The organism is Arenimonas donghaensis DSM 18148 = HO3-R19, assembly GCF_000743535.1.
Lineage (GTDB): Bacteria > Pseudomonadota > Gammaproteobacteria > Xanthomonadales > Xanthomonadaceae > Arenimonas > Arenimonas donghaensis.
This window is the reverse complement of sequence record NZ_AVCJ01000012.1, coordinates 143,307-167,433: the sequence shown is the minus strand read 5'-3', so window position 1 is coordinate 167,433 and position 24,127 is coordinate 143,307. Positions and strand designations below refer to the sequence as shown.

The 24,127-nt window shown below is 67.1% G+C and carries 21 protein-coding genes and 3 tRNA genes; 6 read left to right on the top strand and 18 right to left on the bottom strand.

Features of this window, described 5'->3' with window-relative positions; all coding sequences use genetic code 11:
- Positions 1-17 precede the first annotated feature (17 nt).
- Complete coding sequence (locus N788_RS07080) at positions 18-1,808, top strand: acyl-CoA dehydrogenase C-terminal domain-containing protein (protein WP_034222887.1); 1,791 nt, start codon at positions 18-20, stop codon at positions 1,806-1,808.
- Positions 1,809-1,889: 81 nt separating this feature from the next.
- Positions 1,890-3,803, top strand: coding sequence for an AsmA family protein (locus N788_RS07075; RefSeq protein WP_051924458.1), 1,914 nt, complete (start codon positions 1,890-1,892; stop codon positions 3,801-3,803).
- A 68-nt stretch (positions 3,804-3,871) separates the two neighbouring features.
- Here the strand turns inward: N788_RS07075 and N788_RS07070 are convergent.
- The 9 genes from N788_RS07070 to thrS all read right to left on the bottom strand — a co-directional run bounded on the left by N788_RS07070 (position 3,872) and on the right by thrS (position 11,676).
- Positions 3,872-3,948: transfer RNA gene (locus N788_RS07070), tRNA-Pro, on the bottom strand.
- A gap of 119 nt (positions 3,949-4,067) precedes the next feature.
- Entirely contained in the window at positions 4,068-4,424 is a 357-nt protein-coding gene (locus N788_RS07065) for a MerR family transcriptional regulator (RefSeq protein WP_034222885.1), read from the bottom strand.
- The gene (locus N788_RS07060) at positions 4,405-4,704 is read right to left on the bottom strand and encodes an integration host factor subunit alpha (protein WP_034222882.1); all 300 of its coding nucleotides are present in this window, start codon (positions 4,702-4,704) and stop codon (positions 4,405-4,407) included. The genes N788_RS07065 and N788_RS07060 overlap by 20 nt, the downstream gene beginning before the upstream one ends.
- A 34-nt stretch (positions 4,705-4,738) precedes the next feature.
- Positions 4,739-7,114, bottom strand: a complete 2,376-nt coding sequence (gene pheT / locus N788_RS07055; protein WP_034222879.1) for a phenylalanine--tRNA ligase subunit beta — start codon at positions 7,112-7,114, stop codon at positions 4,739-4,741.
- 88 nt (positions 7,115-7,202) lie between these two features.
- Positions 7,203-8,228, bottom strand: a complete 1,026-nt coding sequence (gene pheS, locus N788_RS07050; protein ID WP_034222877.1) for a phenylalanine--tRNA ligase subunit alpha — start codon at positions 8,226-8,228, stop codon at positions 7,203-7,205.
- 103 nt (positions 8,229-8,331) lie between these two features.
- Positions 8,332-8,691, bottom strand: coding sequence for a 50S ribosomal protein L20 (rplT, locus tag N788_RS07045; protein ID WP_034222876.1), 360 nt, complete (start codon positions 8,689-8,691; stop codon positions 8,332-8,334).
- A gap of 13 nt (positions 8,692-8,704) precedes the next feature.
- A complete protein-coding gene (rpmI, locus tag N788_RS07040; RefSeq protein WP_034222874.1) occupies positions 8,705-8,908 on the bottom strand; it encodes a 50S ribosomal protein L35 in 204 nt (67 codons plus the stop codon).
- Between the two features lie 295 nt (positions 8,909-9,203).
- Positions 9,204-9,731: a translation initiation factor IF-3 gene (infC, locus tag N788_RS07035; protein ID WP_338022632.1), complete on the bottom strand. Its 528-nt coding sequence runs from the start codon at positions 9,729-9,731 to the stop codon at positions 9,204-9,206.
- 37 nt (positions 9,732-9,768) lie between these two features.
- Positions 9,769-11,676, bottom strand: coding sequence for a threonine--tRNA ligase (thrS, locus tag N788_RS07030; RefSeq protein ID WP_034222873.1), 1,908 nt, complete (start codon positions 11,674-11,676; stop codon positions 9,769-9,771).
- A 242-nt stretch (positions 11,677-11,918) separates the two neighbouring features.
- Between thrS and N788_RS07025 the strand changes: the two genes are divergently transcribed.
- Together N788_RS07025 and N788_RS07020 are read left to right on the top strand one after the other, a co-directional pair.
- On the top strand, positions 11,919-12,854 hold the full coding sequence (locus N788_RS07025; RefSeq protein WP_034222870.1) for an aminotransferase class IV: 936 nt from the start codon (positions 11,919-11,921) through the stop codon (positions 12,852-12,854).
- On the top strand, positions 12,851-13,585 hold the full coding sequence (locus N788_RS07020; RefSeq protein ID WP_034222867.1) for a sulfotransferase-like domain-containing protein: 735 nt from the start codon (positions 12,851-12,853) through the stop codon (positions 13,583-13,585). Before N788_RS07025 ends, N788_RS07020 begins: the two co-directional genes overlap by 4 nt.
- A gap of 81 nt (positions 13,586-13,666) precedes the next feature.
- Here the strand turns inward: N788_RS07020 and N788_RS07015 are convergent.
- From N788_RS07015 to uvrB, 3 genes are all read right to left on the bottom strand, one after another.
- Positions 13,667-13,741: transfer RNA gene (locus N788_RS07015), tRNA-Val, on the bottom strand.
- A 49-nt stretch (positions 13,742-13,790) separates the two neighbouring features.
- Complete coding sequence (locus N788_RS07010) at positions 13,791-14,048, bottom strand: hypothetical protein (RefSeq protein WP_152560412.1); 258 nt, start codon at positions 14,046-14,048, stop codon at positions 13,791-13,793.
- A gap of 75 nt (positions 14,049-14,123) precedes the next feature.
- The gene (gene uvrB, locus N788_RS07005; RefSeq protein WP_034222861.1) at positions 14,124-16,133 is read right to left on the bottom strand and encodes an excinuclease ABC subunit UvrB; all 2,010 of its coding nucleotides are present in this window, start codon (positions 16,131-16,133) and stop codon (positions 14,124-14,126) included.
- A 148-nt stretch (positions 16,134-16,281) separates the two neighbouring features.
- On the opposite strand from uvrB, the gene N788_RS07000 reads away from it, so the two are divergent.
- Positions 16,282-16,824 (top strand): GspH/FimT family protein, encoded by a 543-nt coding sequence (locus N788_RS07000; protein ID WP_051924457.1) that lies wholly within the window; start codon positions 16,282-16,284, stop codon positions 16,822-16,824.
- Between the two features lie 49 nt (positions 16,825-16,873).
- Positions 16,874-16,950 (top strand) — tRNA-Asn (locus N788_RS06995).
- A 66-nt stretch (positions 16,951-17,016) separates the two neighbouring features.
- Here N788_RS06995 and N788_RS06990 read toward each other — a convergent pair.
- The 6 genes from N788_RS06990 to N788_RS06965 are packed head-to-tail and all read right to left on the bottom strand — an operon-like array spanning position 17,017 to position 24,012.
- Positions 17,017-17,436 (bottom strand): type IV pilin protein, encoded by a 420-nt coding sequence (locus tag N788_RS06990; protein WP_034222858.1) that lies wholly within the window; start codon positions 17,434-17,436, stop codon positions 17,017-17,019.
- A 3-nt stretch (positions 17,437-17,439) separates the two neighbouring features.
- Positions 17,440-21,285, bottom strand: a complete 3,846-nt coding sequence (locus N788_RS13900; RefSeq protein WP_051924456.1) for a pilus assembly protein — start codon at positions 21,283-21,285, stop codon at positions 17,440-17,442.
- Between the two features lie 13 nt (positions 21,286-21,298).
- Positions 21,299-21,871: a pilus assembly PilX family protein gene (locus N788_RS14840; RefSeq protein ID WP_051924455.1), complete on the bottom strand. Its 573-nt coding sequence runs from the start codon at positions 21,869-21,871 to the stop codon at positions 21,299-21,301.
- The gene (locus N788_RS06975) at positions 21,868-22,995 is read right to left on the bottom strand and encodes a prepilin-type N-terminal cleavage/methylation domain-containing protein (RefSeq protein ID WP_051924454.1); all 1,128 of its coding nucleotides are present in this window, start codon (positions 22,993-22,995) and stop codon (positions 21,868-21,870) included. Before N788_RS06975 ends, N788_RS14840 begins: the two co-directional genes overlap by 4 nt.
- The gene (gene pilV, locus N788_RS06970; protein ID WP_034222856.1) at positions 22,992-23,453 is read right to left on the bottom strand and encodes a type IV pilus modification protein PilV; all 462 of its coding nucleotides are present in this window, start codon (positions 23,451-23,453) and stop codon (positions 22,992-22,994) included. Before pilV ends, N788_RS06975 begins: the two co-directional genes overlap by 4 nt.
- A 10-nt stretch (positions 23,454-23,463) precedes the next feature.
- Positions 23,464-24,012 carry a GspH/FimT family pseudopilin gene (locus N788_RS06965; protein WP_034222853.1) on the bottom strand — a complete coding sequence of 183 codons (549 nt, stop codon included), beginning with the start codon at positions 24,010-24,012 and terminating at the stop codon, positions 23,464-23,466.
- Positions 24,013-24,127: the final 115 nt, after the last annotated feature.

Here is a 24,127-nt window from a genome sequence, read left to right as displayed (position 1 = left end):
CACCGAGGAACCCGCGAATGAACCGCTACAAAGCCCCCGTGCGCGACATGAAGTTCGCGCTCTACGACGTCATCGGCGCCGACAAGCTCTACGAGAAGCTTGGCATCGAACACGCCAGCCGCGACCTGCTCGACGCCGTCATGGACGAAGCCGCGCGCTTCAACGAAACCGTGCTGGCGCCGCTCAACGCCGTTGGCGACGAACACGGCTGCCGGTTCGACAAGGCCACGGGCGCGGTGACCACCCCGCCGGGCTACAAGGAAGCCTATGCGCAGTTCGTCGATGGCGGCTGGAGTGCGCTGACCGCCCCGGAGAAATTCGGCGGCCAGGACCTGCCGGAAAGCTTCGGCGCCGCGCTCAAGGAAATGATCGACGCCGCCTGCCTGAGCTGGGGCAATTATCCGCTGCTTTCGCACGGCGCCACCGAGGCGCTCAAGCACCACGGCGAGGACTGGCAGCAGGAGGTTTTCCTCAAGCGCATCATCTCCGGTGAGTGGACCGGCACCATGTGCCTGACCGAACCGCACTGCGGCTCCGACCTGGGCCTGCTCAAGACCAAGGCCGAACCGCAGGACGATGGCAGCTACGCCGTCTCGGGCACCAAGATCTTCATCACCGGCGGCGAGCACGACTTCACCGACAACATCGTGCACCTGGTGCTGGCGCGCCTGCCGGACGCACCGGCGGGCACCAAGGGCATCTCGCTGTTCATCGTGCCCAAGCTGCGCACCGCGCGCGACGGCAGCACCGGCGAACGCAACGCGGTGCGCTGCGGGTCGATCGAGCACAAGATGGGCATCCACGGTTCGTCCACCTGCGTGATGAACTTCGACGGCGCCCAGGGCTATTTGATCGGCCAGCCGAACAAGGGCCTCAATGCGATGTTCACCATGATGAACACCGCGCGCCTGGCCGTCGGCCTGCAGGGCCTGGGCCTGATCGACCGCAGCTACCAGAACGCCCTGGCCTATGCCCGCGATCGCCTGCAGGGCCGTTCGCTGTCGGGTGCCAAGAACCCGGACAAGCCGGCCGACCCGCTGATCGTGCATCCGGACATCCGCCGCATGCTGCTTACCGGCAAGGCGCTGGGCGAAGGCAGCCGCATGCTGGCGCTGCACGCGGCCACCCTGGTGGACGTCATCGAGCGTTCCAGGGACGCCGATGAGCGCAAGCAGGCCGACACCCTGCTCGGCTTCCTGACCCCGATCGTCAAGGGCATGCTCACCGAGTGGGGCATCGAGTGCACCAACCATGCACTGCAGGTCTTCGGCGGCCACGGCTACGTGCGCGAATGGGGCATGGAGCAACTGGCCCGTGACGCCCGCATCACCACCATCTACGAAGGCACCACCGGCATCCAGGCCCTGGACCTGCTGGGCCGCAAGACCATGCAGCTGCAGGGCGCCGGCCTGCAGATGTTCATGAAGATGATCCAGGCGTTCTGCACCGAACACGCCAAGGACGAATCGCTCACCGAGTTCGTCCTGCCGCTGGCCGAAATCGCCAAACAGTGGGGCGAGCTGACCATGGAAGTGGGCAAGAAGGCCATGGCCGATGCCGACGAGGTCGGCGCGGCGTCGGTGGACTACCTGTACTACTCCGGCTACGTCGCGCTGGCCTACTGGTGGGCACGTGCCGTGGTGGCGGCCGAAGCCGGCAGCCACGGCGAGGGCTTCAAGGCCGCCAAGCGCGAAACGGCACGCTTCTACTTCGCCCGTATCCTGCCGCGCACCCAGGCCCATGCCGCGGCGATGCGCAGCGGCGCCGGCAACCTGCTGGGCCTGGACGAGGCGCACTTCGACAGCTGAGGGCGAGGCTGCCCTGCGGGAACCTGAACGGCGCCGAGGCCGTTCGGGTTCCGGTCGGCTTGGTGCGCCTAAGCTGGGCGCATGACTGATCGCCCTGGCCAACACTCCGACGCGACCCGCGGACGCCACGCCCGCGGCCTGCTGCTGGTGCTGCTGGCCTTGCTGCTGGTGATCGTCGCCGCCAATCCGGTCGCCAAGGCCCTGATCGAACACCAGGTCAGCGCCCGCACCGGCCGCGACTTCAGCATCGCCGGTGGCCTGTCGCTGTCACCCGGGCTGGTCCGCCATCGCGTCGAAGGCCGCGACGTCAGGCTCGGCAACGCCGACTGGGCGGCCCACGAAAACCTCTTCGAAGCCCGCCGCGTCCGGATCGAATGGGTGCCTTGGCGCCTGCTGCTGGGCGATGTGGTGGTGACTGCGGTGCAGCTGGACCAGCCCGTGCTCAACCTCGAACGCGACGCCGACCTGCGCGCCAACTGGCGCTTCAGCGACGAACCGGTCAACGACCCGCTACCCCGGCGCTTCCCCGAGATCGAAGCCCTCCAGGTGCGGGAAGGCCAGCTTCACCTGCTGGAAGCGCAGGAGAAGCGCCGGACCGACCTGTCGGTGGACATCCGCAGCGGCCAGCCCACCGCGACCGGCCGCCTGGCGCCGCTGCTGGTGGACGGCGGCGGCAGCTACCGCGGGCATGCGTTCGTGATCGAAGGCCGCATCGGGTCACCGCTGCACCTGGTCGACAGGGACCCGGACCAGCGTTACTGGATCAACCTGTCCGCCAAGGCCGGCGCCACCCGTGCCCGGGTGGACGGCGGCCTGCGTTCGGTACTGCAGCTGCAGGACTTCGAGGTCGACTTTTCGATAGCCGGCGACAACATGGCCGACCTCTATCCGCTGCTTGGCCTGGCCATCCCGGAAACGGCGGCCTACGACCTGGCGGGCCGGCTCGGCCGCACCGGCAGCACCTGGCACTACCGCGGCGTGCAGGGCATCGTCGGCGAATCCGACCTGGCCGGCGAGGTCAGCGTGGACACCGGCCGCGAGCGCACCCTGCTGGTCGCGGACCTGAAGTCCCGGCGGCTCGACCTCGACGACCTGGCGGGTTTCATCGGCGGCAAGCCCCAGGCCGCGGACCCGGACGATGGCAGGGTGTTCCCCACCAGTCCGTACGACACCACCAAGTTGCGCTCGATGGATGCGCGGGTGAGCCTGGTCGCCGAAGCGCTCAGTGCACCGCCGCTGCCCTTCGAATCCATGGACGCGCGGCTCGAGCTTGAGAACGGCGACCTGCGCCTGGATCCGCTGGATTTCGGCTTCGCCGGCGGCCATCTGCTGGGCACGATCCACCTCGACGCCCGGCAGGACCCGATGACGGCCGACATCGACCTGCAGGCGCGCGGCCTGCAGCTGCCGCGCATGTTGCCCGAGGCGGAGGCCGCGAAAAGCCAGGGCCTGCTGGGCGGGCGCGTGCAGCTTCGCGGCCGCGGCGAGTCGGTGTCCGGCGTGCTCGCCACCGCCGACGGTGAAGCCGGCCTGGCGATGGGCCGTGGCCGGATCAGCAACTACATGATGGAACTGGTCGGGCTGGACTTCGCCGAGATGCTCAAGTTCAAGCTCGGCGAGGACCAGGAGGTGCCGGTGCACTGCGGCTACGCCGACTTCGCAGTCGAAGACGGGGTCATGACCGCCCGGGCGCTGGGATTCGACACCTCCGACACCCTGGTGCTGGGCGAGGGCCAGGTCCATCTGGGCGACGAGCAGCTCGACCTGGTGTTGCGACCCCGGCCCAAGGACTTCAGCCCCTTCACCCTGCGCTCCCCGCTGAAGGTCGGCGGCACGCTGGCGGATCCGAGCGTGCGTCCGCAGGGTGGCCCGCTGCTGCTTCGTGGCGCGGCGGCGGCGGCGCTGTACGCGATGGCCCCGCCGGCGGCCCTGCTTGCCCTGGTCGAAACCGGGCCCGGCGGCGAGTCCGCCTGCGGGCCGGACGCCAAGGGCTGAAAACACGAAGCCCGCCGGGTGGCGGGCTTCTCGACGCTGGCCCTGGGGTACGGGCCGGCTTCACGAATTGGTCGGGACGGTGAGATTCGAACTCACGACCCCTAGCACCCCATGCTAGTGCGCTACCAGGCTGCGCTACGCCCCGATTCGTGTTCCCCGGCCGGAGCCGGGCTGGCGATTATACGCGATGAAGTGAACTGTGGGAGGGACTTTAGTCCCGAAGGCTTTTCGGGACTGAAGTCCCTCCCACAACGGGCAAGACGCTCAGCGCCTCAGGAGGTTGAGGACTTCCTCGAGCTCCATCCGGACCTGCTTGACCACCTGGGCGGTCATGGAGTTCTCCATGCGCCCGGTTTCACCCTCCAGGCGCTGGCGGGCGCCGGAGATGGTGTAGCCCTCTTCGTACAGCAGTCCGCGGATCTGGCGGATCATCAGCACGTCGTGGCGCTGGTAATAGCGGCGGTTGCCCCGGCGCTTGACCGGCTTGAGGCTGGTGAATTCGGTTTCCCAATAGCGCAGCACGTGCGGCTTGACGTCGCACAGCTCGCTGACCTCACCGATGGTGAAGTAGCGCTTCGCCGGGATCGGCGGGAGTTCCCGGTTACTGCCTGGATCCAGCATAGGCTTCCACGCGCTCCTTCAGCTTCTGGCCTGGACGGAAGGTCACGACGGTTCGCGCGGAGATGGGAATCTCCTCGCCGGTCTTGGGGTTCCGGCCCGGACGCTGGTTCTTCTGGCGCAGGTCGAAGTTGCCAAAGCCCGACAGCTTGACCTGCTGCCCACGCTCCAGCGCCTCCCGCAACGCATCGAAGAAGGAGTCCACGAATTCCTTGGCCTCGCGCTTGTTCAAGCCAACTTCCTCGAACAGACGCTCGGCCATTTCGGCCTTGGTCAGTGCCATAACATCCCCTGTAACCCGCCGTTGCCGACGAACATCATGACCGCAACCGCGCGCCGCAGTCCCTGCCCAGCGCCTCGAGGGCGGTGGCCACGGCCTGGTCGGCGTCGCGGTCAGTTAGGGTGCGTGAAACGTCCTGCAGAATCAAGCCCATAGCCAGACTCTTTGAACCCGGGTCTAGGCCCGGCCCGACATAGCGGTCGAACAGCACCACGTCCTGCAGGAGCCCGCCCAGCGCGGCTTCCAGGCTGGCCCGCAGGGCCGCGAAGGGGGTGGTTTCCGGGACGACGAGCGCGATGTCCCGGCGGACGGACGGGAACCGTGAAACCTCCCCGGCCCGAGGCACCGGCCGGGCTGCCAGGGGCGCCAGGTCGAGCTCGAAGCCGACCACCTCGCCATCCAGGTCCAGGGTCCTGGCCAGGGCCGGGTGCAGGTGGCCCAGCCAGCCGATGCGCCGGCCGTCGCGCCAGACCGAGGCACTGCGGCCCGGATGGCCCCAGGGACTGTCGTCCGGGCGGAATTCACCTTCGGCGCCGGCCAGGGCCAGCAGGGCCTCGACCTCGGCCTTGAGGTCGAAGAAATCGACCTCGCGATCGTCCTGGGCCCACTGCTCGGCCGCCTGCGGTCCGCAGGCGATGGCCGCCAGGCGCGGCGTTTCGACCGGCGCGCCGCCATCGGCCGCCTGGTGGAAGACCTTGCCCAGTTCGAACAGGCGTACCCGCGCCTGCTGGCGCGACTGGTTGCGGCCCAGGGCCGCGACCAGGCCGGGCAGCAGCGCGGTGCGCATCACGCCCAGGTCGGACGAGAGCGGGTTGGCCAGGACGACGGCGCGGTCCTGCAGCTGCCAGGTCTCAAGCAGGCCGGCGTCGACGAAGGCGTAGTTGATCGCTTCCAGGAAGTCGCGGCCGGTCAGCTGGCGACGCAGCACGCCGTCGGCGACCCGGGTTTCACTGGGGGCGACCAGGCGCACTTCGCCGGTGGGCGTGCTGGTCGGGATGTTTTCGTAGCCGTGGATGCGGGCCACTTCCTCGACCAGGTCTTCCTCGATGGCGATGTCGAAGCGACGGGTGGGCGGGGTGACCGACCAGCCGTCGGCCGTGTTCGCGACCTGCATGCCCAGGGCGCGCAGGATGCGTTCGACCTCGTCGTCGGCAACACGGATCCCGAGGACGCGCTGGAGGCGATCGCGACGCAGGGCCACGGCGGCCGGCGCGGAAAGATGGTCGGGCAACGTGGTTTCGGTGACCGGGCCGGCCTGGCCGCCCATGATCTGCAGCGCCAGCGCGGTGGCGCGTTCGACGGCGTAGCGCGGCAGCTGCGGGTCGACGCCGCGCTCGAAACGATGTCCGGCGTCGGTATGCAAGCCCAGCTTGCGCGCCCGGCCGATGATGGCGCTGGGCACCCAGTGCGCGGCTTCGAAGAATACGCGGGTGGTGGTGTCGGTGACGCGGGTGTCCCAGCCCCCCATCACGCCACCCAGGGCCACCGGGCGGCCGGCGTCGGTGACGAGCAGGAAACCCGGGTCGAGCGTGACTTCGCGCTCGTCGAGCAGCTTGAGCTTTTCGCCGGCCTCGGCGTGGCGCACGATGACCGGGCCCGTGAGCTTGTCGGCATCGAAGGCGTGCAGCGGCTGGCCGAGTTCGAGCATCACGTAATTGGTGATATCGACCAACACGCTGATGGGCCTGAGGCCGGCGCGCTTGAGCCGTTCGGCCATCCACAGCGGCGTACGCGCTGCCGGATCCAGGCCTTCCACCACCCGGCCGCAGAAGCGCGGGCAGTCGGCGCCGGCCTGCAGCTGCACGGCGATGGCCGCCTGGCTGGTGACCTCGACCTCGTCGATCTGCATCGGCGTGACCTGCGCGCCCATGGCGGCGGCGACGTCGAAGGCGATGCCGCGCACGCTGAAGCAGTCGGCGCGGTTGGGCGTGAGCTTGAGCTCGAAGCTGGCATCGGGCAGGCCGAGCAAGGCGGCCAGCGGCTGGCCGACCAATGCATCGGCCGGCAGTTCCAGCAGGCCGTCGGCGTCCGCGTCGATGCCGAGCTCCTTGCCGGAGCACAGCATGCCGTTGGACTCGACGCCGCGCAGCTTGGCGGCCTTGATCTTCATGCCACCCGGCAAGGTGGCGCCTACCTGGATCAGCGGCGCTTTCAGGCCGGCGCGGGCATTGGGTGCGCCGCAGACGATCTGCACGTTGCCGGTGCCGGTGGCGACCTGGCAGACCTGCAGGCGGTCGGCTTCGGGGTGTTTTTCGCAGGACAGGATCTCGGCCACGACCACGCCGTCCAGGCCTTCGCCCAGGACCTGCAGGTCTTCGACCTCGAGGCCGATGGCGGTCAGGCGCGCCGAGAGCTCGTCGCGGGTGGCGGTGGTCGCAACATGTTCCCTGAGCCAGCTTTCCGGGAATTTCATTTGTCAGGTATCCATCATGGCTGCTGTGGGAGGGACTTCAGTCCCGAAAGCTATCGGGACTGAAGTCCCTCCCACAGAGAGGCGGTGGTCAGGCGAACTGCCGCAGGAAGCGGGCGTCATTTTCGAAGAAGCTGCGCAGGTCGTTGACGCCGTAGCGCAGCATGGCGAAACGCTCGACGCCCAGGCCGAAGGCAAAGCCGGTGTATTTCTCGGGGTCGATGCCGCAGGCGCGCAGGACGTTCGGGTGGACCATGCCGCAGCCCAGCACCTCCAGCCAGCGGGTGCTGCCGTCGGGCTGCTGCCAGGCGATGTCCACCTCGGCCGAGGGTTCGGTGAAGGGGAAATAGCTGGGCCGGAAGCGCATCTCGAAATCGCGTTCGAAGAAGGCGCGAACGAATTCGGACAGCGTGCCCTTGAGGTCGGCGAAACTGGACGTCTCGTCCACCAGCAGGCCTTCGACCTGGTGGAACATCGGCGTGTGGGTCTGGTCGGAGTCGCTGCGATAGACCTTGCCCGCGGCGATCATGCGCAGCGGCGGACCGCTCTTGCCGGCCACGGCCGCCTGCATGAAACGCACCTGCACGCCCGAGGTGTGGGTGCGCAGCAGCCGGGCCTCGCCCTTGGCGTCGGGCGGGAAATAGAAGGTGTCGTGCATGGCCCGCGCCGGATGGTGCGGCGGGAAGTTCAGGGCCTCGAAATTGTGCGCGTCGTCCTCGATCTCGGGGCCGTCGGCCAGCTGGTAACCCAGGCGCGCGAAGATGTCGGTGATGCGCTCCAGCGTGCGCGAGACCGGGTGCAGGTTGCCCACCGCGGCGCCGCGGCCGGGCAGGCTGACGTCGATGCGTTCGCTGGCCAGGCGGGTTGCCAGGGCCTGCGCTTCGAGCACCGCCTTGCGTTCGGCGATGGCGGCGGCGACGGCCTCCTTGGCACGGTTGACCGCCTCGCCGGCGGCCTTGCGCTGGTCCGGCGCCAGGGTGCCAAGCTGCTTGAGCTGGCCGGTGATGGAGCCGCTCTTGCCCAGCAGCGAAACGCGCAGGGCGTCCAGCGCCTCGAGGCTGCCGGCGGCGGCGACTTCGGCCAGGGCCGATCGGGTCAGGGTCTGGATGTCGGACATGCTCGAATGGTTTTCCGGGTCCTGTAAGCAAAACGGGGAAGGACTCTCGCCCTTCCCCGCTTGAATGCTGCCTGCGTGCGGCTCGCCGCCGCAGGCATGGGCCTTACGCCGCGAGAGCGCGCTTGGCCTGTTCGGCGATCGCGCCAAAGGCGGCCGGATCGTGGATGGCGATGTCGGCCAGGGCCTTGCGGTCCAGGGTGACGTTCGCCTTGAGCAGGCCATTCATGAAGCGGCTGTAGCTCAGGCCGTGCATGCGGGCCGCGGCGTTGATGCGCACGATCCACAGGCTGCGGAACTGGCGCTTCTTCTGCTTGCGACCGATGTAGGCGTACTGCTGGGCCTTGGTGACGGCCTGCTTGGCGACGCGGAATACCTTGCGACGGGCGTTGTAGTAGCCCTTCGCGAGCTTGATGATTTTCTTGTGACGGCGGCGCGCCGTTACACCACGCTTGACTCGTGCCATGGTTCAGTCCTCCTCAGAGATAGGGCAGCTGGCGCATCAGACGACCGGCGTCCTCGGCCCGGACGTGGTTCGTCTGGCGGAGGTTGCGCTTACGCTTGGTGCTCTTCTTGGTGAGGATGTGGCTACGGTTGGCGTGGCCAGCCTTGAACTTGCCGGAAGCAGTCTTCCGGAAGCGCTTGGCGGCCGCCCGATTGGTCTTGATCTTGGTCTTGGCCATGGGAAGTCCCTTTGGGATATTTGTTTACTGACCTGGGCGGTGGCTTGCGCCACACTTTCCGTCCTGCCCGTGCCGGCTTATAAGCCCTTGATTCCAAAAGGAAACAAGGGCAGGTCCATGACAGCTTCGCCCGATGAACCGGGCCCGGATGCCGCACCGGGGGTCCGCCGGAAACCCGGCGAGCCGCGAATTATGCATGAAAATCCGTGACTTGTGAACTTTGTGGGAGGGGCTTCAGCCCCGAAGCCTTGTCGGCAAAGCTTCGGGACTGAAGTCCCTCCCACAGAAGGCGGCCTTACTTCTTCTTGGGCGCGACCATCATGATCATCTGGCGGCCCTCGAGGCGGGGGCGCTGTTCGACCACCACATCCTCGCCCAGGTCGGCCTCGATGCGCTTGGCCATGACCAGGCCGAGCTCCTGGTGGGCCATTTCGCGGCCCTTGAAGCGGATGTTGACCTTCACCTTGTCGCCTTCCTCCAGGAACCGGCGGAGGTTGCGCAGCTTGATGTTGTAGTCGCCATCGTCGGTGGTGGGCCGGAACTTGAGTTCCTTGATCTCGACGATCTTCTGCTTCTTCTTGGCCGCGTTCGCCTTCTTCTGGAGGTCGAAGTTGTACTTGCCGAAATCCATGATGCGGCACACCGGCGGATCAGCGGTGGGCTGGATTTCCACGAGGTCCACGCCGGATTCTTCGGCGAGCGCAAGCGCCTCGTCGCGCGATAGAACGCCGACCATTTCGCCGTCCAGGCCGATGACGCGGACGCGCGGGACACGGATCTCTTGGTTCTTGCGGTTACGCTTGTCGTTGGATGAGCTGTTGATTCGCTTGATTCCTATTGGGTTCCAGTACCGGTTGCCTTCAGGCCACCGGGCCACTCTCTTCATTCAGGCGTGCAAGGAAGTCTTCGACCTTCATGGTCCCCAGGTCTTCCCCCGAACGCGTACGCACCGCGATCATCCCATTTTCCTTCTCGCGGTCTCCAACCACCAGCAGGTAGGGGATCTTCTGAAGCGTGTGCTCCCGGATTTTATAGCCGATCTTCTCGTTCCGCAAATCGGCCTGGACCCTGAAGCCTTGATTCACAAGGGTTTTCCGCACCGATTCGGCCCAATCCGCCTGGGCGTCAGTGATGTTGAGCACCACCGCCTGCACCGGCGACAGCCAGGCCGGGAAGATGCCGGCGTGGTTTTCGACCAGGATGCCGATGAATCGCTCCATGGAGCCGACGATGGCGCGGTGCAGCATCACCGGATGCCGGCGCTGGCTGGCCTCGTCCACGTATTCGGCGCCCAGGCGGGCCGGCATCATGAAATCGACCTGCATCGTGCCCAGCTGCCAGGTCCGGCCGATGGCGTCGCGCAGGTGGTATTCGATCTTGGGGCCGTAGAAGGCGCCCTCGCCCGGCAGCTCCTCCCATTCGACCCCACAGGCGCCCAGGGCGGCCCGCAGGGCGGCCTCGGCCTTGTCCCAGGTGGCGTCGTCGCCCAGGCGGTTGTCGGGGCGCAGGGCGATCTTGACCTGCACGTCCTCGAACCCGAAGTCGGCGTAGACCCGCAGCGCCTGCCGGTGGAAGGCGGTGACCTCGGCCTCGACCTGGTCCTCGGTGCAAAAGACGTGGCCGTCGTCCTGGGTGAAGCCGCGCACCCGCAGGATGCCGTGCAGCGCACCCGAGGGTTCGTTGCGGTGGCAGGCACCGAACTCGCCGTAGCGGATCGGCAGGTCGCGATAGCTGTGCAGGCCCTGGTTGAAGACCTGGACGTGGCCCGGGCAGTTCATCGGCTTCAGGGCGTACGTGCGCTTCTCCGACTCGGTGAAGAACATGTTTTCCTTGTAGTTGTCCCAGTGGCCGGACTGCTTCCACAGGGAGACGTCAAGGATTTGCGGGCAGCGCACTTCGTCGTAGCCCGAGCTGCGGTAGACGCGGCGCATGTACTGCTCCACCACCTGCCACAGCTGCCAGCCCTTGGGATGCCAGAAGACCAGGCCCGGGGCTTCTTCCTGGATGTGGAACAGGTCGAGCTGCTTGGCGAGCTTGCGATGGTCGCGCTTCTCGGCTTCCTCCACCCGCTGGATGTAGGCCTCGAGCTGCTTCTTGTCGGCCCAGGCGGTGCCGTAGATGCGCTGCAGCTGTTCGTTCTTCGAATCGCCGCGCCAATAGGCACCCGACACCCTGGTGAGCTTGAACGCCTTCAGGAACCGCGTGTTGGGCACGTGCGGGCCGCGGCACATGTCCACGTATTCTTCGTGCCAGTACAGGCCCATCGCCGTTTCGCCGGCCATGTCCTCGATCAGCCGCAGCTTGTAGTCCTCGCCGCGGCCGCGGAACACGCTGATCACCTCGTCCCGGGGCGTCATCTTCTTGACGACGTCGTAGTCTTTCGCGATCAGCTCGGCCATGCGCTTTTCTATCGCGGCCAGGTCGTCCGGGGTGAACGGCTTTTCGGTGAAGATGTCGTAGTAGAAACCCTCGTCGATGACCGGGCCGATGACCATCTTGGCCTCGGGGAAAAGCTGCTTCACCGCATGGCCGACCAGGTGGGCGCAGGAGTGGCGGATGATCTCGACGCCGTCGGGGTCCTTGGGGGTGATGATCTGCAGCGTCGCGTCGTGGTCGATGCGGTCGCTGGCGTCCACCAGGCGGCCGTCGACCTTGCCGGCGACCGTGGCCTTGGCCAGGCCGGGACCAATCGACTGCGCGACTTCCATGACCGAAACGGGCTGGTCGAACTGGCGCTGGCTGCCGTCGGGAAGGGTGATGTTGATCATGGTGCGGGGTTTCCGGGTTTCTTCGGGGCAAAAAAAAGGACGCCAGGCGTCCTCGCGGATGCGAAGCCTGGCAGGGTGTCTACGGAATCGGGGTAGTGCTCATGTCGCACGCTCGACGCCGGTTTCCCGGGGCCACCTTTTTCAGCCGTTTACCCCGCCAAAGGTAGGGCCCGGGGGCCGCCAAGTCAATGAAACCGGCGCCCGGCGGGCTAGACTCGTCCCTGTCAATCGGGAGACCGCGCATGGCCCAGAGCGTCCACGAGTTCCACGACGACCCCCGCAACGCCGACATCCTGATCTGGATCAACGGCCGCCTGCTGCCCCGCGCCGAAGCCACCGTGTCGGTGTTCGACAGCGGCTTCGTGCTCGGCGACGGCGTCTGGGAGGGCCTGCGGGTGGTCGGCGGCCAGCCGGTGTTCCTGGACGAGCACCTGGACCGCCTGTTCGAAGGCGCCCGCGCCATCGCGCTGGACATCGGCCTGGACCGCAAGGGCCTGGCGGCCGCCATCGGCGAGACCCTGGCCGCCAACGACATGCACGACGGGGTGCACCTGCGCCTGATGGTGACCCGCGGCCCCAAGCGAACCCCCTACCAGGACCCGCGCGCCTCGGCCGGCCCGGCCACCATCGTCATCATCCCCGAGCACAAGCAGGCCAAACCCGAGCTGCTGGCCCGCGGCCTGACGCTGTTCACCGTGCACGTGCGCCGCGGCTACCCGGACGTCCAGGACCCGCGCTGGAACAGCCACAGCAAGCTCAACTGCATCACGGCCTGCATCCAGGCCACCCAGGCCGGCGCCGACGAAGCCCTCATGCTGGACCCGCACGGCTTCGTCGCCACCTGCAATTCCACCCATTTTTTCATCGTCCGCCGTGGCGAGGTCTGGACCTCCACCGGCGACTACTGCCTGCATGGCGTCACCCGCGCCAACGTCCTGCGCGCCTGCGCCGAAGAAGGCATCCCGGCGCGGGAGAAGAACTTCACCCTCACCGACGTCTATTCCGCCGAGGAAGCCTTCTGCACCGGCACCTTCGCCGGCCTGGTGGCGGTGCGCGAAGTGGACGGCCGCCGTATCGGCGACGGCCGGCCAGGACCGATGGTGGCCAGGCTGCAGGCCCTGTACCGCGGCCTGGTCGAGCGCGACGTCGCCGTGCGCGCCGGGGAGAGGCTGGCATGAAGCCACTGCGCATCGGCATGTGGTCCGGGCCGCGCAACATCTCCACGGCGATGATGCGGGCCTGGGAAAACCGGCCCGACTGCGCGGTCAGCGACGAACCGCTCTACGCCGCCTACCTGGCCACGACCGGCCTCGACCATCCCGGTCGCGACGACGTCATCGCCAGCGGCGACACCGACTGGCGGCGCGTGGCCGACGCCCTGCTCGGACCGGTGCCCGGCGACAAGCCGGTCTGGTACCAGAAACACATGGCGCACCACCTCCTGCCGGGCATGGACCACGACTGGATCCACGGCCTGCACAACGTGCTGCTGATCCGGGACCCCGATGAGGTGGTGTCGTCCTACCTGCGTTCGCGCGCGACGGTGGCGCCGGCCGACATCGGCCTGCTGCAGCAGGCGGCGCTCTTCGACGAACTGTCCGAAGCCACCGGCGCGGCACCCGTGGTGATCGACTCGGGGGACTTCCTCGCGGCGCCGGAGGCTTACCTGCGCACCCTGTGCGGGCTGCTCGGGCTGGCGTTCACCGAGCGCATGCTGGGCTGGCCGGCAGGCCGGCGCGACAGCGATGGCGTCTGGGCCCCGCACTGGTACGGCACGGTGTGGAAGTCCACGGGCTTCGAGCCGCCCTCGGCGCGACCCGCGCCGGTGCTCGACGCCGACGCGCGGGCGGTGGCCGATGCCTGCCGGCCGGCCTACCAGAAGCTGCATGCGCAGCGCCTGCAGGCCTGAGGCACCGCGGCCGGGAACGCCAGAAACACGAAAGCCGCCCGGAGGCGGCTTCTGGTGCCTTGCGATCCATCCTCGGAAGGATGGTGGGCGGTACAGGTTTCGAACCTGTGACCCCTACCATGTCAAGGTAGTGCTCTACCGCTGAGCTAACCGCCCGCAAGGGCCGCGAAGTATAACAAGCGCCCCGGGGCCCGGCAATGGCGGGTCAGTCGGCCAGTCCGTGGCGGCGGGCGCAGTCGGTCCGGCGCTGTTCGCTGCCGCGGCGGTCGCTGCGGCCGGACAGGCCGTGGCTCCATTCGCAGGCCTTGGCCTGGGCGCGGTCGAGCAGGCCGGGGCTATCGGGCGCCACGTCCGCCACCGAAGCCCCGGACCACTGCGTGGCACCGTGGCTGGCCCCGGTCAGCAGGCCCAGCGAAAGCACGAATCCCCCGGCCAACAGGCCGCGTATCCCCAAAGTCGACATTGGCTCGCTCCGGACGGGTCCCCACCCGTCCATGGCCCCGTTCTACCCCCCTGCCAGAAGTAATGCAAGGCGGGCTCAGGCCATCAGCCCCTGCTCACGCAGGCGGTGGATTTCGTCGCGGACCCGGGCGGCGTCCTCGAACTCCAGGTCGCGGGCGTGCTGGTGCATCTTCGCCTCGAGCTGCTTGAGCCGCACTGCCAGCTTGGCGGGATCCATGGCCGCGTAGTCGGCGTCGGCCTCGGCGACCTTGCGGCCCTTCCCGCGGGTTTCCTCGGGTTCGGAGCGGGCGCCTTCCATCACGTCCATCACCGCGCGCACCACCGATTTGGGGGTGATGCCATGGGCCGCGTTGTACTCGACCTGCTTCTGGCGGCGGCGGTCGGTTTCGTCCATCGCGGCCTTCATCGAGTTGGTGATGCGGTCGGCATAGAGGATGGCCTTGCCGCGCAGGTTGCGGGCCGCGCGGCCGATGGTCTGGATCAGCGAACCGGTGGAGCGCAGGAAGCCTTCCTTATCGGCGTCCAGGATCGCCACCAGCGACACCTCGGGCATGTCCAGGCCTTCGCGCAGCAGGTTGATGCCGACCAGCACGTCGAAAACGCCAAGCCGCAGGTCGCGGATGATCTCGACCCGCTCGACCGTGTCCACATCGCTGTGCAGGTAGCGCACCTTGACGTCGTGTTCGGCCAGGTAGTCGGTCAGGTTCTCGGCCATCTTCTTGGTGAGCACGGTGATCAGCACGCGGTCACCCAGCTTCACCCGGGCGTGGATCTCCGACAGCACGTCGTCGACCTGGGTGGCCACCGGGCGTACCTCGACCTCGGGATCCACCAGGCCGGTCGGGCGCACGACCAGTTCGACCACCTGGTCGCCGGACTTCTCCATCTCGTACTTGCCGGGCGTCGCGGAAACGAAGATGGCGCGCGGCGAGCGACGCTCCCATTCCTCGAACTTCAGCGGCCGGTTGTCGAGCGCCGACGGCAGCCGGAACCCGAACTCGACCAGGGTTTCCTTGCGCGACCGGTCGCCCTTGTACATGGCGCCCAGCTGCGGGATGGTCACGTGCGATTCGTCCACGACCAGCAGCGCATCCGGCGGCAGGTAGTCGAACAGGCAGGGCGGCGGTTCGCCCGGCATCTGGCCGGTCAGGTGCCGGCTGTAGTTCTCGATGCCCGAACAGAACCCGACCTCGGCCATCATCTCCATGTCGTACAGGGTGCGCTGCTGCAGGCGCTGGGCCTCGACCAGCTTGTTGGCCTTGTACAGCTGGTCCATGCGCTCGGTGAACTCGACCTTGATCGTCTCGATCGCGTCGAGCACGGTGCGACGGGTGGTGACGTAGTGCGACTTCGGGTACAGCGTGAACCGCGGCAGCTTGCGGCTGATGTGGCCGGTGAGCGGGTCAAACAGGGCCAGGTTCTCGATCTCGCCGTCGAAAAGCTCGATGCGCAGGGCCTCGATCTCGGACTCCGCCGGGTGCACGTCGATCACTTCGCCGCGGACGCGGAAGGCGCCGCGCACCAGCTCGGTCTCGTTGCGGCTGTACTGCATCTCGGTCAGGCGGCGGATCAGCTCGCGCTGGTCGATGCGGTCGCCCCGGACCAGGTGCAGCACCATCCGGAAATATTCGTTGGGATCGCCCAGGCCATAGATGGCCGAGACGCTGGCCACCACGATCGCATCCCGGCGCTCGAGCAGGGCCTTGGTCGCCGACAGGCGCATCTGCTCGATGTGCTCGTTGATGTTGCTGTCCTTCTCGATGAAGGTGTCGGTGGACGGAATGTAGGCCTCGGGCTGGTAGTAGTCGTAGTAGCTGACGAAGTATTCGACCGCGTTGTGCGGGAAAAAGCTCTTGAATTCGCCGTAAAGCTGGGCCGCCAGGGTCTTGTTCGGGGCCAGCACCAGGGTCGGCTTCTGCACGGCCTCGACGACGTTGGCAATGGTGTAGGTCTTGCCCGAGCCGGTGACGCCCAGCAGGGTCTGGTGCGCCAGGCCAGCCTCGAAGCCCTCGACCAGGCGCTTGATCGCCTGCGGCTGCTCGCCGGCGGGCTGGTAGGGCGCGATCAGTTCGAATCGTTCGGACACGGGGGCACGTCCTCGCGGGGTCAAACAAGCAGTATAGCGGCCCGCCTACGCCAGGCCGGCGCGTTGGCCGACCCGCGGTTCAGGCTTCCGGGGACGGCTGGCCACGCCTGCTTTTGGAAACTGGTGGCCGGTTTCCCGGAGGTCGGCCATGCGGGCCCAACGGCGAGGATTCACCCTGGTGGAACTGGTTCTGGTGCTGCTCCTGCTTGCCTTGTTGCTGGCCGTGGCGGCGCCGTCCCTGTCGCTGCTGCGCGAACGCATGGCGACGCTGCAGGCCTTCCATGCCCTGACCGCCGGCCTTGCCCAGGCACGCATGGCAGCCGTCGCACTGGGGCGGCCGGTCACCCTCTGCCCCAGCGCCGATGGCCGGAGCTGTCGCGGCGACCTGGTCTGGGACGCCGGCTGGCTGGTCTACGTCGACGCCACGCGCTCACCGCAGCCGGCCAAGGATGAAGACGTGCTGTGGACAGAGGCCCTGGCACCGGGTCCGGTGGCCATCCGTGCCACGCCGGGCCGCCACAGGGTCCGCTACCAACCCACGGGGATGTCGGGAGGCAACAACGCCAGCCTGCGCCTGTGCAGCCGAAAGCGGGCCGTGCACCTGGGCAGCGTGGTGGTGAATATCGCCGGCAGGGTGCGCCACGCAAGGGTTTCACGCGTCGATCCACCGCCCTGCCCCTTCCTTCCCTGAACCCGCGGGGCTTGACCCGGGGGGTGGGTCGTTTAAAATGCCCGTCCCCGCCCGAATAGCTCAGCCGGTTAGAGCACTTGACTGTTAATCAGGGGGTCGTTGGTTCGAGTCCAACTTCGGGCGCCAAGGTTCAATGAAAAAGGCTCGCATCGCTGCGAGCCTTTTTCTTTTCCCGGTGCCGTGGGCCAGGGCTTACCAGCAGTCGTCCAGGTCACCCGAGCCGCTTTCTGTGCGGTTGCCGATCTGGTTGAGCGTCAGCGTGCCGCATTCGGTGTCCCGCTGCTGGGAGCCTTGCGGGACCGCCTGCACCGTATAGGCGGTGGCCGTCGGATCGGCCACGAAACTGAAGGCATAGAAGTCCGCCAACTCCGTTTCGCAGCCGAAGGCCGGCATGGCCGCCGGATCAATCTCGTAATCGAGGTTGGTCGTGTAATAGCGCTCCATGAACTGGCCATGCTCGACCAGGCAGGCCGTGGCGGTGGCGCGCCTGGAGTCCAGTACGTAATTCACGTACGAGGGATAGGCAATCGCCGACAGGATCGCAATCACCGCCACGACGATCATCAACTCGATCAGCGTGAATCCCTTCGTGTTCCGGCTGAACATGGTCATCGGTCAATCCTCTTCGAAAAGTTCACGCCAGGACAGACGCTTGGTGTCGCCTGCGCCGCCTTCCTGTTCGCCGCCGTCGACCAGCTCGCAGGTACCGTTGGAACCGCAGATCACGTAGTCGCCATCGACGTTGCGCGAATCGTAGTGCGCGCCGACGCCGGTATCCACCGAGCCTGCGCCGATGCGATTGCCGTCCTCGTCGGTGAGGAAGTCACCGTCGCTGGTGCCCGTGCCGTCGCCGTCGAGGTCGAAGAACGAGGCCGGACCACCGCCCGACGAGTTCTCCGGGCTGGTGCCGGTGAACATGTCGATCGCGTTCAGGAAGCCCGCGCCCTCGTTTTCGCAGCCCGAGGACACCGTGGGCGCCATGCTCGAAACGATCACGGCGCGGCCATTGACCCGGGCCGAACCGATGATGCGCTCACCCGTGAGCGGCCGGTCGAGATCCACGAACCAACCCATGGAGTCGTCGGGCAGGTCCGAGTAGCGCTCGAAGGCGCGGATGTCGCGTCCCTGGCCATCGGTACCCACCGCCGCGATCTCGCGCTCGGTGAGGTCGGCCCGGCGCAGGTCGGATTCCTCGTCGTCGATGACGCCATACCAGGTCTGGATTTCCGTATTGCTGACATCGGACTCGTAGATGAACCGGCCCGTGCCGAAGCTCACCCAGATCCGGTTGGCGGCCGTTTCGCGCGCCAGCGCCGGGGTGCCGGTGATGGCCTGGACGCCACCGCTCGCGGTACGGGCGACGAACAGCGGTTCACCGCCGTAAGCCACGCCCCAGTCGGCGGGATTGGCGCTGGTGAGGTCGAATTTCCACAGGTTGCCGAGCATGTCGCCGGCATACACGTAATCGACGTCACCGTCCGCATCCAGGTCGGCCGTACGCGGGGTGCTCAGGCCATTGCCGACGGTGTTGCCGGTGCTGATCTTGGCGCGGACGGCGCCACTCTCGACTTCGATCACGTACAGGACCGCGTCGCCGTTGGTGCTTTCGATGCCATTGGGCACCAGCGCGACCACCTGGCCGTTGTTGGCCTTGACGATGACCGGCGTGCCCAGCACATAGCCCATGTCGGCGTCGACGGCGGCGGTCTTGTCCCAAAGCACGTCGCCGTTGTTGCCACCGGACATGGACGACGGGTTGCTGACGTCCAGGGCGAATACGCCCTTGCCGCCGCGGCCCAGGGCGCCGACCAGCAGGTTTTCACCCGGCGTCACGCGCGAGGAGCTCACCGTCACCTGGCCATCCACGAAGTAGGCATGGGCATAGGCCGGGTCGCTGATGTCCTTGAGACGGGCGAAGTTGAGGCCGGCCGGGACGTACGAGAACTTCACGTCGCCGGTGAGCGCGTCGATGCCGTGCAGCATGCCGTCGTTGGCGCCGACGTAGATGGTCTCCGTGTCGGCCACGTAGAAGGGCGAAGAGTTGATGATGTCGCCCAGACGCGTAAGGCGGTTGCGCAGCACGCCGCCGTTGGCCCGCTCCTGCGAGGCATTGCCCTTGATGTAGGCGGCATTATTCGCGCCCGTTACCTGGGCCGAACCCGTGGTGCGGGCCAGCGCGGTGGTCTGGGCCGACGTCGGGAAGTTCGCGCCCTGGCTGCCGTTCCAGGTCAGCACGGTGCGGTTGTGGTAGTCGTTGGCGGGGCTGCCGTCGGCATAGGTGGCCGCGATGCGGGAGGTGACCAGCCAGCTGGGGGTGCTGCCGATACCGCTGGCGGAAATCGGGATCGAGGCCAGTTCGCCCGTCCACTGCACCGACCGGTAGGTCGCCTGGTAGATGCGCGAGTTGGTCTGGTAGGACGTGCTGTTGGTGGCCACGTTGGAGCCGGACGCCAGGCGGGACTGGATCTGGCCCAGCACGCTGTTGAGCGCCGTGCCGAAGTCCTCGGCGTTGCTGGCGGCGATGAACTCGCCGCGCCCGTTGACCGAGGCATGCAGCAGGTCGTCGATGCGCTCGGCGTTTTCGGCATCGGTCGGATCCGGCCAGTTCACCGACACACCATTGATGCGCGGGCGCCCGGCCGCCAGGACGTCGGCGACCGTGGTCTGGTCCACCGTACCGCGCAGGCCGATCGAGACACCGAAGGTGACCATGTGCTGCCAGAACGCCGGGTTGTTGGTGGCGGTGGGCACGATGTTGTCGAGGTCGCTGCGCAGGTCCTGCTTCCAGTAACGCATGGCGACGTCGGCCAGCGTATTGCTGTAGTTCGCGCCGACGCCGTCCCTGAACGGGTGCGAGACCGTGTAACGGACTGCGTTGGTGCCGTCGGCCGGATTGGTGATGGACGGCCCATTGGTGCCGTCCTGGTCGCCGGCGCCACCGCTGTAACTGCCGTTCCAGTAGCCGTCCGTGGTCAGGATGGCGAAGTTCTGGCGGCAGGCCAGCTGGTTGGCCACGCTACCGGGGCCATAGGGGCCGGAAGACGAACTGGAACTGAAGTAGCTACCCGTGCCTTCCAGCGCAGTGCGCAGCGGGGTTCCGCTCTGGCCACGGGCATTCATCAGCTTCGAGAACCAGGTCGTGCGGGCGCTGCCCTCGAAAACGCCGTTGTTGCCGTCGTTGACGGGGATGTCGTAGTTGCTGTTGCCGTTGTTCTGGTGCAGCGATCGGAAACCGGTGCGGACGTTGTTGCCCAGCTGGTGGAAGGCGTCGGCCGCACCGGCCTTGGCCACCTTCATGCGGGTGCGGTGGTAGGAATACCAGGTCGCGAAATTCGCGTATTCCTGGCTTTCGCTCCGGCCAGCCACGGGCACGGCGAAGGTGCAGCCACCCCAACCGTAGGTCTCGGTGGTCACGTCGCAGCCCGAATCGCGGGTGACCGTCTCGGTGTCGCGGGTGATGGCCCGGACCGTCAGCCCGGTGAAGGGCGCACTGCCGTTGTTGGGCGTATAGACCTGCAGGTAGTAATAACCCTGTGCATCAGTGATGGTGCAGGTCTCGTTGCTGTTGTTGTTGGCGGCCGACTGGCACACTTGGCTCCAACCACTGCCGTTCCAGCGATAGACACGGAGATTGGCGTTGCCGTTGTTGCCGACCGTGGTCGCGATCAGTTCGTCGACGGTCTGGTCGATGTAGAACCAGTCGCCATTGAAGGATTGGTTACGGCCGAGCGACAGGTTGTTGTAGAGATAAACCTGGTTCTGATCCACGGTCGTGGTCGCCGGGAAGTCGCCGTAACCACCGCCCGGCATCAGCTCGCTGCGGATGAGCCGGACCGAGCCCTCGAAATTGCGGATCTGGTAGCGGTAGTAGTTGAGCGCGTTCTCAAGGTAGGCGGCGCTGGTGCTGGCCGGGTTCTTGGGAACGTAGAAGGTCTGGGCGTTGCTGCCGCAGATCGTATTGTTGCTGCCGTTGTTGTCGTAGGTTTCACAGCTCGACGGATTGAGCAGGTCAAGCGTGTCGCTTTCCCCGCCATAACCGCTGCCCGCGAAGTTCCGCGAACCATAGACCGAACCCAGGGTGGTGCCGCCGGTCATCCGGGTGCCGTTCGCCTGCATCCAGGTGCGATAGACCTGCGCCGGGTTGTAATAAAGCGTATTGCCGACATAGGCCTGGTCGGTGATGTCCAGGGTGGTCCTGCAGGTGCCATTGCTCCGGACGTCCACGCAGGCTTCGATGTCGCCCAGGGCCGGGTTGTACATGTAGTCGAAGGCCATCGAGCCGGAGTCATCCAGCACGAACATGATGTTCGGCTCGACGTTGCCCGCGCCGGTCTGCAGCGGGTATTCGGGGAAGCTCTGGGCCATGACCGACGAGACCGGCAGGGCCAGCCAGGTGGCGACGAAGGCAAGCGCGGCGACCAGCGGGCGCTGCGAGCGGGATTGGGGGATTGAACGCTTCATGGCTTCACCTGCCTCAGGGCATCTGGAAGGTCGACTGGAGCACGACTTGCGCCCCGTTGTCGGTTTGCGCGATTGCAGTGATTCGGTAGTTGCGTACGTTGGCGGCGCCATCGGATCCGACGCAGCCGGACTGGTCGCCCTCGGCGCCCAGGCATTCGGCGGGCCCGCTGCTGGCCGCGCTCGCGGTGCCTTCGCCCAGCGACTCGATGGAATAACGCAGCATCGAGAGGTTGGTATCGTCGTCAAGGGCCACGGAACGGTAATTGGCAGCCGTCGACCAGAAGTTGGCGGCCTCGTAAGCCGGGGCACCGCCATCCACGGGCATGGCGCAGACGCCGCCGCTGCAACCGTTGGCGGGCACGGCCGGATCGGCGACGCGCAGGTACTCTTCGCCGACGCGGAGGGCGGATTCCGCCGCCTGGAAGGCGATGCCGCGCGCGGCGACGTTACCGGCCATGCGCTCCTGCAGGATGCTGCCACGCATCGCGGCCAGGCCCAGCAGGGTGACGACGATAAGCAGCAGCAACACGATCACCAGGGTGACGCCGCGCTGGCGGTTCGGAGCATGGAAGTTGCGCAGGCTCACAGCGTGCCCTCCCGGTTGCGAAGCGATACGACGTGGGCAACGGTGCGGGACAGCACGGCACCGTCGGTGCCTTCGATCTCGCCGCCGCCCAGGGCGCCGTCCGCGCCCGTCATCACGAGCTCGATGCGTGCGGCCAGGACACGACCCCAGTCACCGACGCCGGCCGCGTTGGTATAAGCGCTTTCACCCTGCTCGAGATACGTGAGGGCCAGGCCCTGGACGCCCTCGACGATTTCGTCCCGGGCGAGCTCGACGTTGGGCGTGGCCGTCCCGGAGCGGTTGACCACCACCGACCGGTAAAGGGACGTGCCGCCGCGGGCATTGTTGCCCACGTACCACTGGATGCTGCCGGGCCGCACCACGTAGGCCGGCGACAAGCTGCCGAAGTCACACTGCGGATTGCCTGCGGCCACCTCGGTGAAGCAGTAGTCGACGGCGCTGCTGGCGCCCGGGCTGCAGTCGGTGTCGGCATCGCCGTCGAAGACCTGGAAGGTCTGGCTGCAGTTGAGCGAGGTGCCGCCGCCGGCATTGTGCTGGATCGAAAGGCCGCCACCGGCCGCGCTGAAGCCGGTCACCTGGAAGATGAAGCTCTGGGAGATGTTGCAGACCAGCAGGATGTCCCCGTCGACGAAACCGGTGATCGACGTCACCTGGAGGTTGGCGCTGGGGCCGTCGTGTTCGATGACCCGGACGCCGCCGTCGAGCGCGGAGTGCACCTCGATCGCGTCGGTGCCGGCCACCCGCTGGGCGACGCCGGTACCGGTGGCGGTCATCGGCAGCGCGTCGCCGCCGTCGTAACCGGTCAGCCCCTCGTTGAAGCGGTCCCAGAAGATGTCGTTCGTACCTTCCAGGATGTTGACCGGGACGCTGGCCGAACCACAGGGATTGCCGCCGGCCTCGCGCACGTCGCGGGACATCAGCTCGAAGGCCACGCGGGTGTTTTCCTGGATGCGACCGATGGTTTCGCTGGAGGCATACACGCGTTTGTTCGACAGGAAGACACCACCGGCCGCCGCCACCACGAGGAAGCCGAGCAGCATCGCGACCATCAGCTCGATGAGCGAGAAGCCGGCGGTACCGGTTCGTGGGCGGGCGACGCCGCGCAGAGAGGCGTTCTGGTTCACAGCGTGGACTCCATGCTCAGGGTGTGCTCTTCCGCTTCCGCGTTGCCTTCATTGCCGCCAAGCCGCCTTTCGTCCCAACGCACGCTGACGGTGCATTCACCGCCGAGGCAGTCGACCTCGCCACAGGCCGTTGGGCCCATCGCCGCCTGCATCTGGTTGATCCAGAGCGCCTTCTCGTTGTTGACGCGAGTGCCGGCCGCCGGCGCCTCGCAGATGAAACCGGCGGTGTCGTAGTCACCGTCGAGCGCGTCGTCACGATTGGCGCGCATGATGTCGAACATGGCATAGGCCTGGATGACCGCCACCGAGCGGTCGCCCGAACCCTGCATGTTGCGCAGCGTGACCGCCTGCAGGGCGGCGATGCCGAGCAGGCCGATCGCAAGGATCAGGATGGCGATCAGGACTTCGAGAAGGCTCGCGCCTTGCTGGGTCCGGGGGAATGTCTGCTTGGTTCGCATGCTGGCTGCCTTATAGATTCCCGGGCGCGACGGCGCAGCCCGCACTACCGCGGGTCACCACGCTGACGCGGCTGACGTTGACCATGACATCGCGTGCGTTTTCGTTGCCGCTGACCAGCGTGCTGCAGACGCGCAGCCCACCGGCGCGATTGGTCACCGTGGTGCCCGCCCGCGCGAAGCCGCTGGCACCGAAGGAGATCTGGTCGCCGGTGTCCACGGCGGGGCTGGCGAGGACCACCAGGCCGGCCCCTTCGAAGTTCAGCTCGCGGACCACTTCGCCGCCGGGCGCGAGCACGATGCTGCGCGTCCAGTCGTCGCCGCCGCAGGCGGTACCGTTCGTGGTCGGGCAAAAGACGACCCGGCCGTTCCGGCGCACGGCTTCGACCCGGGTGAGCTGCAGGGCACCCACCATTTCATTGGTGACGGCCGTCAAACGATTGCGGTTGGTGATGTTCTGGAAGCTGGGCACGGCAACCCCCAGCAGCACGGCCAGCACGGCCAGCACGACCATCAGTTCAACCAGGGTGAATCCACCCGTCGCATGTGTGTTGCGGCCCATTTCCCCATCCTTTACAGGCTGACGTGGGCAACTTATCCCCAAGCCGGCCCCGGTGGCCAATGGCCCCCGACGAACGGGCCGCCTGCCCGTGCGGGCGGCAGCAAGCCCCCTCTGG

Bases quoted from the DNA above. Each gene is read 5' to 3' on its own strand.
- pilV (WP_034222856.1), bottom strand. From the start codon at position 23,453: ATGCGAACCAAGCAGACATTCCCCCGGACCCAGCAAGGCGCGAGCCTT.
- N788_RS06965 (WP_034222853.1), bottom strand. From the start codon at position 24,012: ATGGGCCGCAACACACATGCGACGGGTGGATTCACCCTGGTTGAACTG.
- N788_RS07075 (WP_051924458.1), top strand. From the start codon at position 1,890: ATGACTGATCGCCCTGGCCAACACTCCGACGCGACCCGCGGACGCCAC.
- N788_RS07010 (WP_152560412.1), bottom strand. From the start codon at position 14,048: ATGTCGACTTTGGGGATACGCGGCCTGTTGGCCGGGGGATTCGTGCTT.
- N788_RS07020 (WP_034222867.1), top strand. From the start codon at position 12,851: ATGAAGCCACTGCGCATCGGCATGTGGTCCGGGCCGCGCAACATCTCC.
- rplT (WP_034222876.1), bottom strand. From the start codon at position 8,691: ATGGCACGAGTCAAGCGTGGTGTAACGGCGCGCCGCCGTCACAAGAAA.
- N788_RS07000 (WP_051924457.1), top strand. From the start codon at position 16,282: ATGCGGGCCCAACGGCGAGGATTCACCCTGGTGGAACTGGTTCTGGTG.
- pheS (WP_034222877.1), bottom strand. From the start codon at position 8,228: ATGTCCGACATCCAGACCCTGACCCGATCGGCCCTGGCCGAAGTCGCC.
- N788_RS13900 (WP_051924456.1), bottom strand. From the start codon at position 21,285: ATGAAGCGTTCAATCCCCCAATCCCGCTCGCAGCGCCCGCTGGTCGCC.
- N788_RS07025 (WP_034222870.1), top strand. From the start codon at position 11,919: ATGGCCCAGAGCGTCCACGAGTTCCACGACGACCCCCGCAACGCCGAC.
- N788_RS07065 (WP_034222885.1), bottom strand. From the start codon at position 4,424: ATGCTGGATCCAGGCAGTAACCGGGAACTCCCGCCGATCCCGGCGAAG.
- rpmI (WP_034222874.1), bottom strand. From the start codon at position 8,908: ATGGCCAAGACCAAGATCAAGACCAATCGGGCGGCCGCCAAGCGCTTC.
- N788_RS06990 (WP_034222858.1), bottom strand. From the start codon at position 17,436: ATGACCATGTTCAGCCGGAACACGAAGGGATTCACGCTGATCGAGTTG.
- N788_RS07080 (WP_034222887.1), top strand. From the start codon at position 18: ATGAACCGCTACAAAGCCCCCGTGCGCGACATGAAGTTCGCGCTCTAC.
- N788_RS07060 (WP_034222882.1), bottom strand. From the start codon at position 4,704: ATGGCACTGACCAAGGCCGAAATGGCCGAGCGTCTGTTCGAGGAAGTT.
- pheT (WP_034222879.1), bottom strand. From the start codon at position 7,114: ATGAAATTCCCGGAAAGCTGGCTCAGGGAACATGTTGCGACCACCGCC.
- thrS (WP_034222873.1), bottom strand. From the start codon at position 11,676: ATGATCAACATCACCCTTCCCGACGGCAGCCAGCGCCAGTTCGACCAG.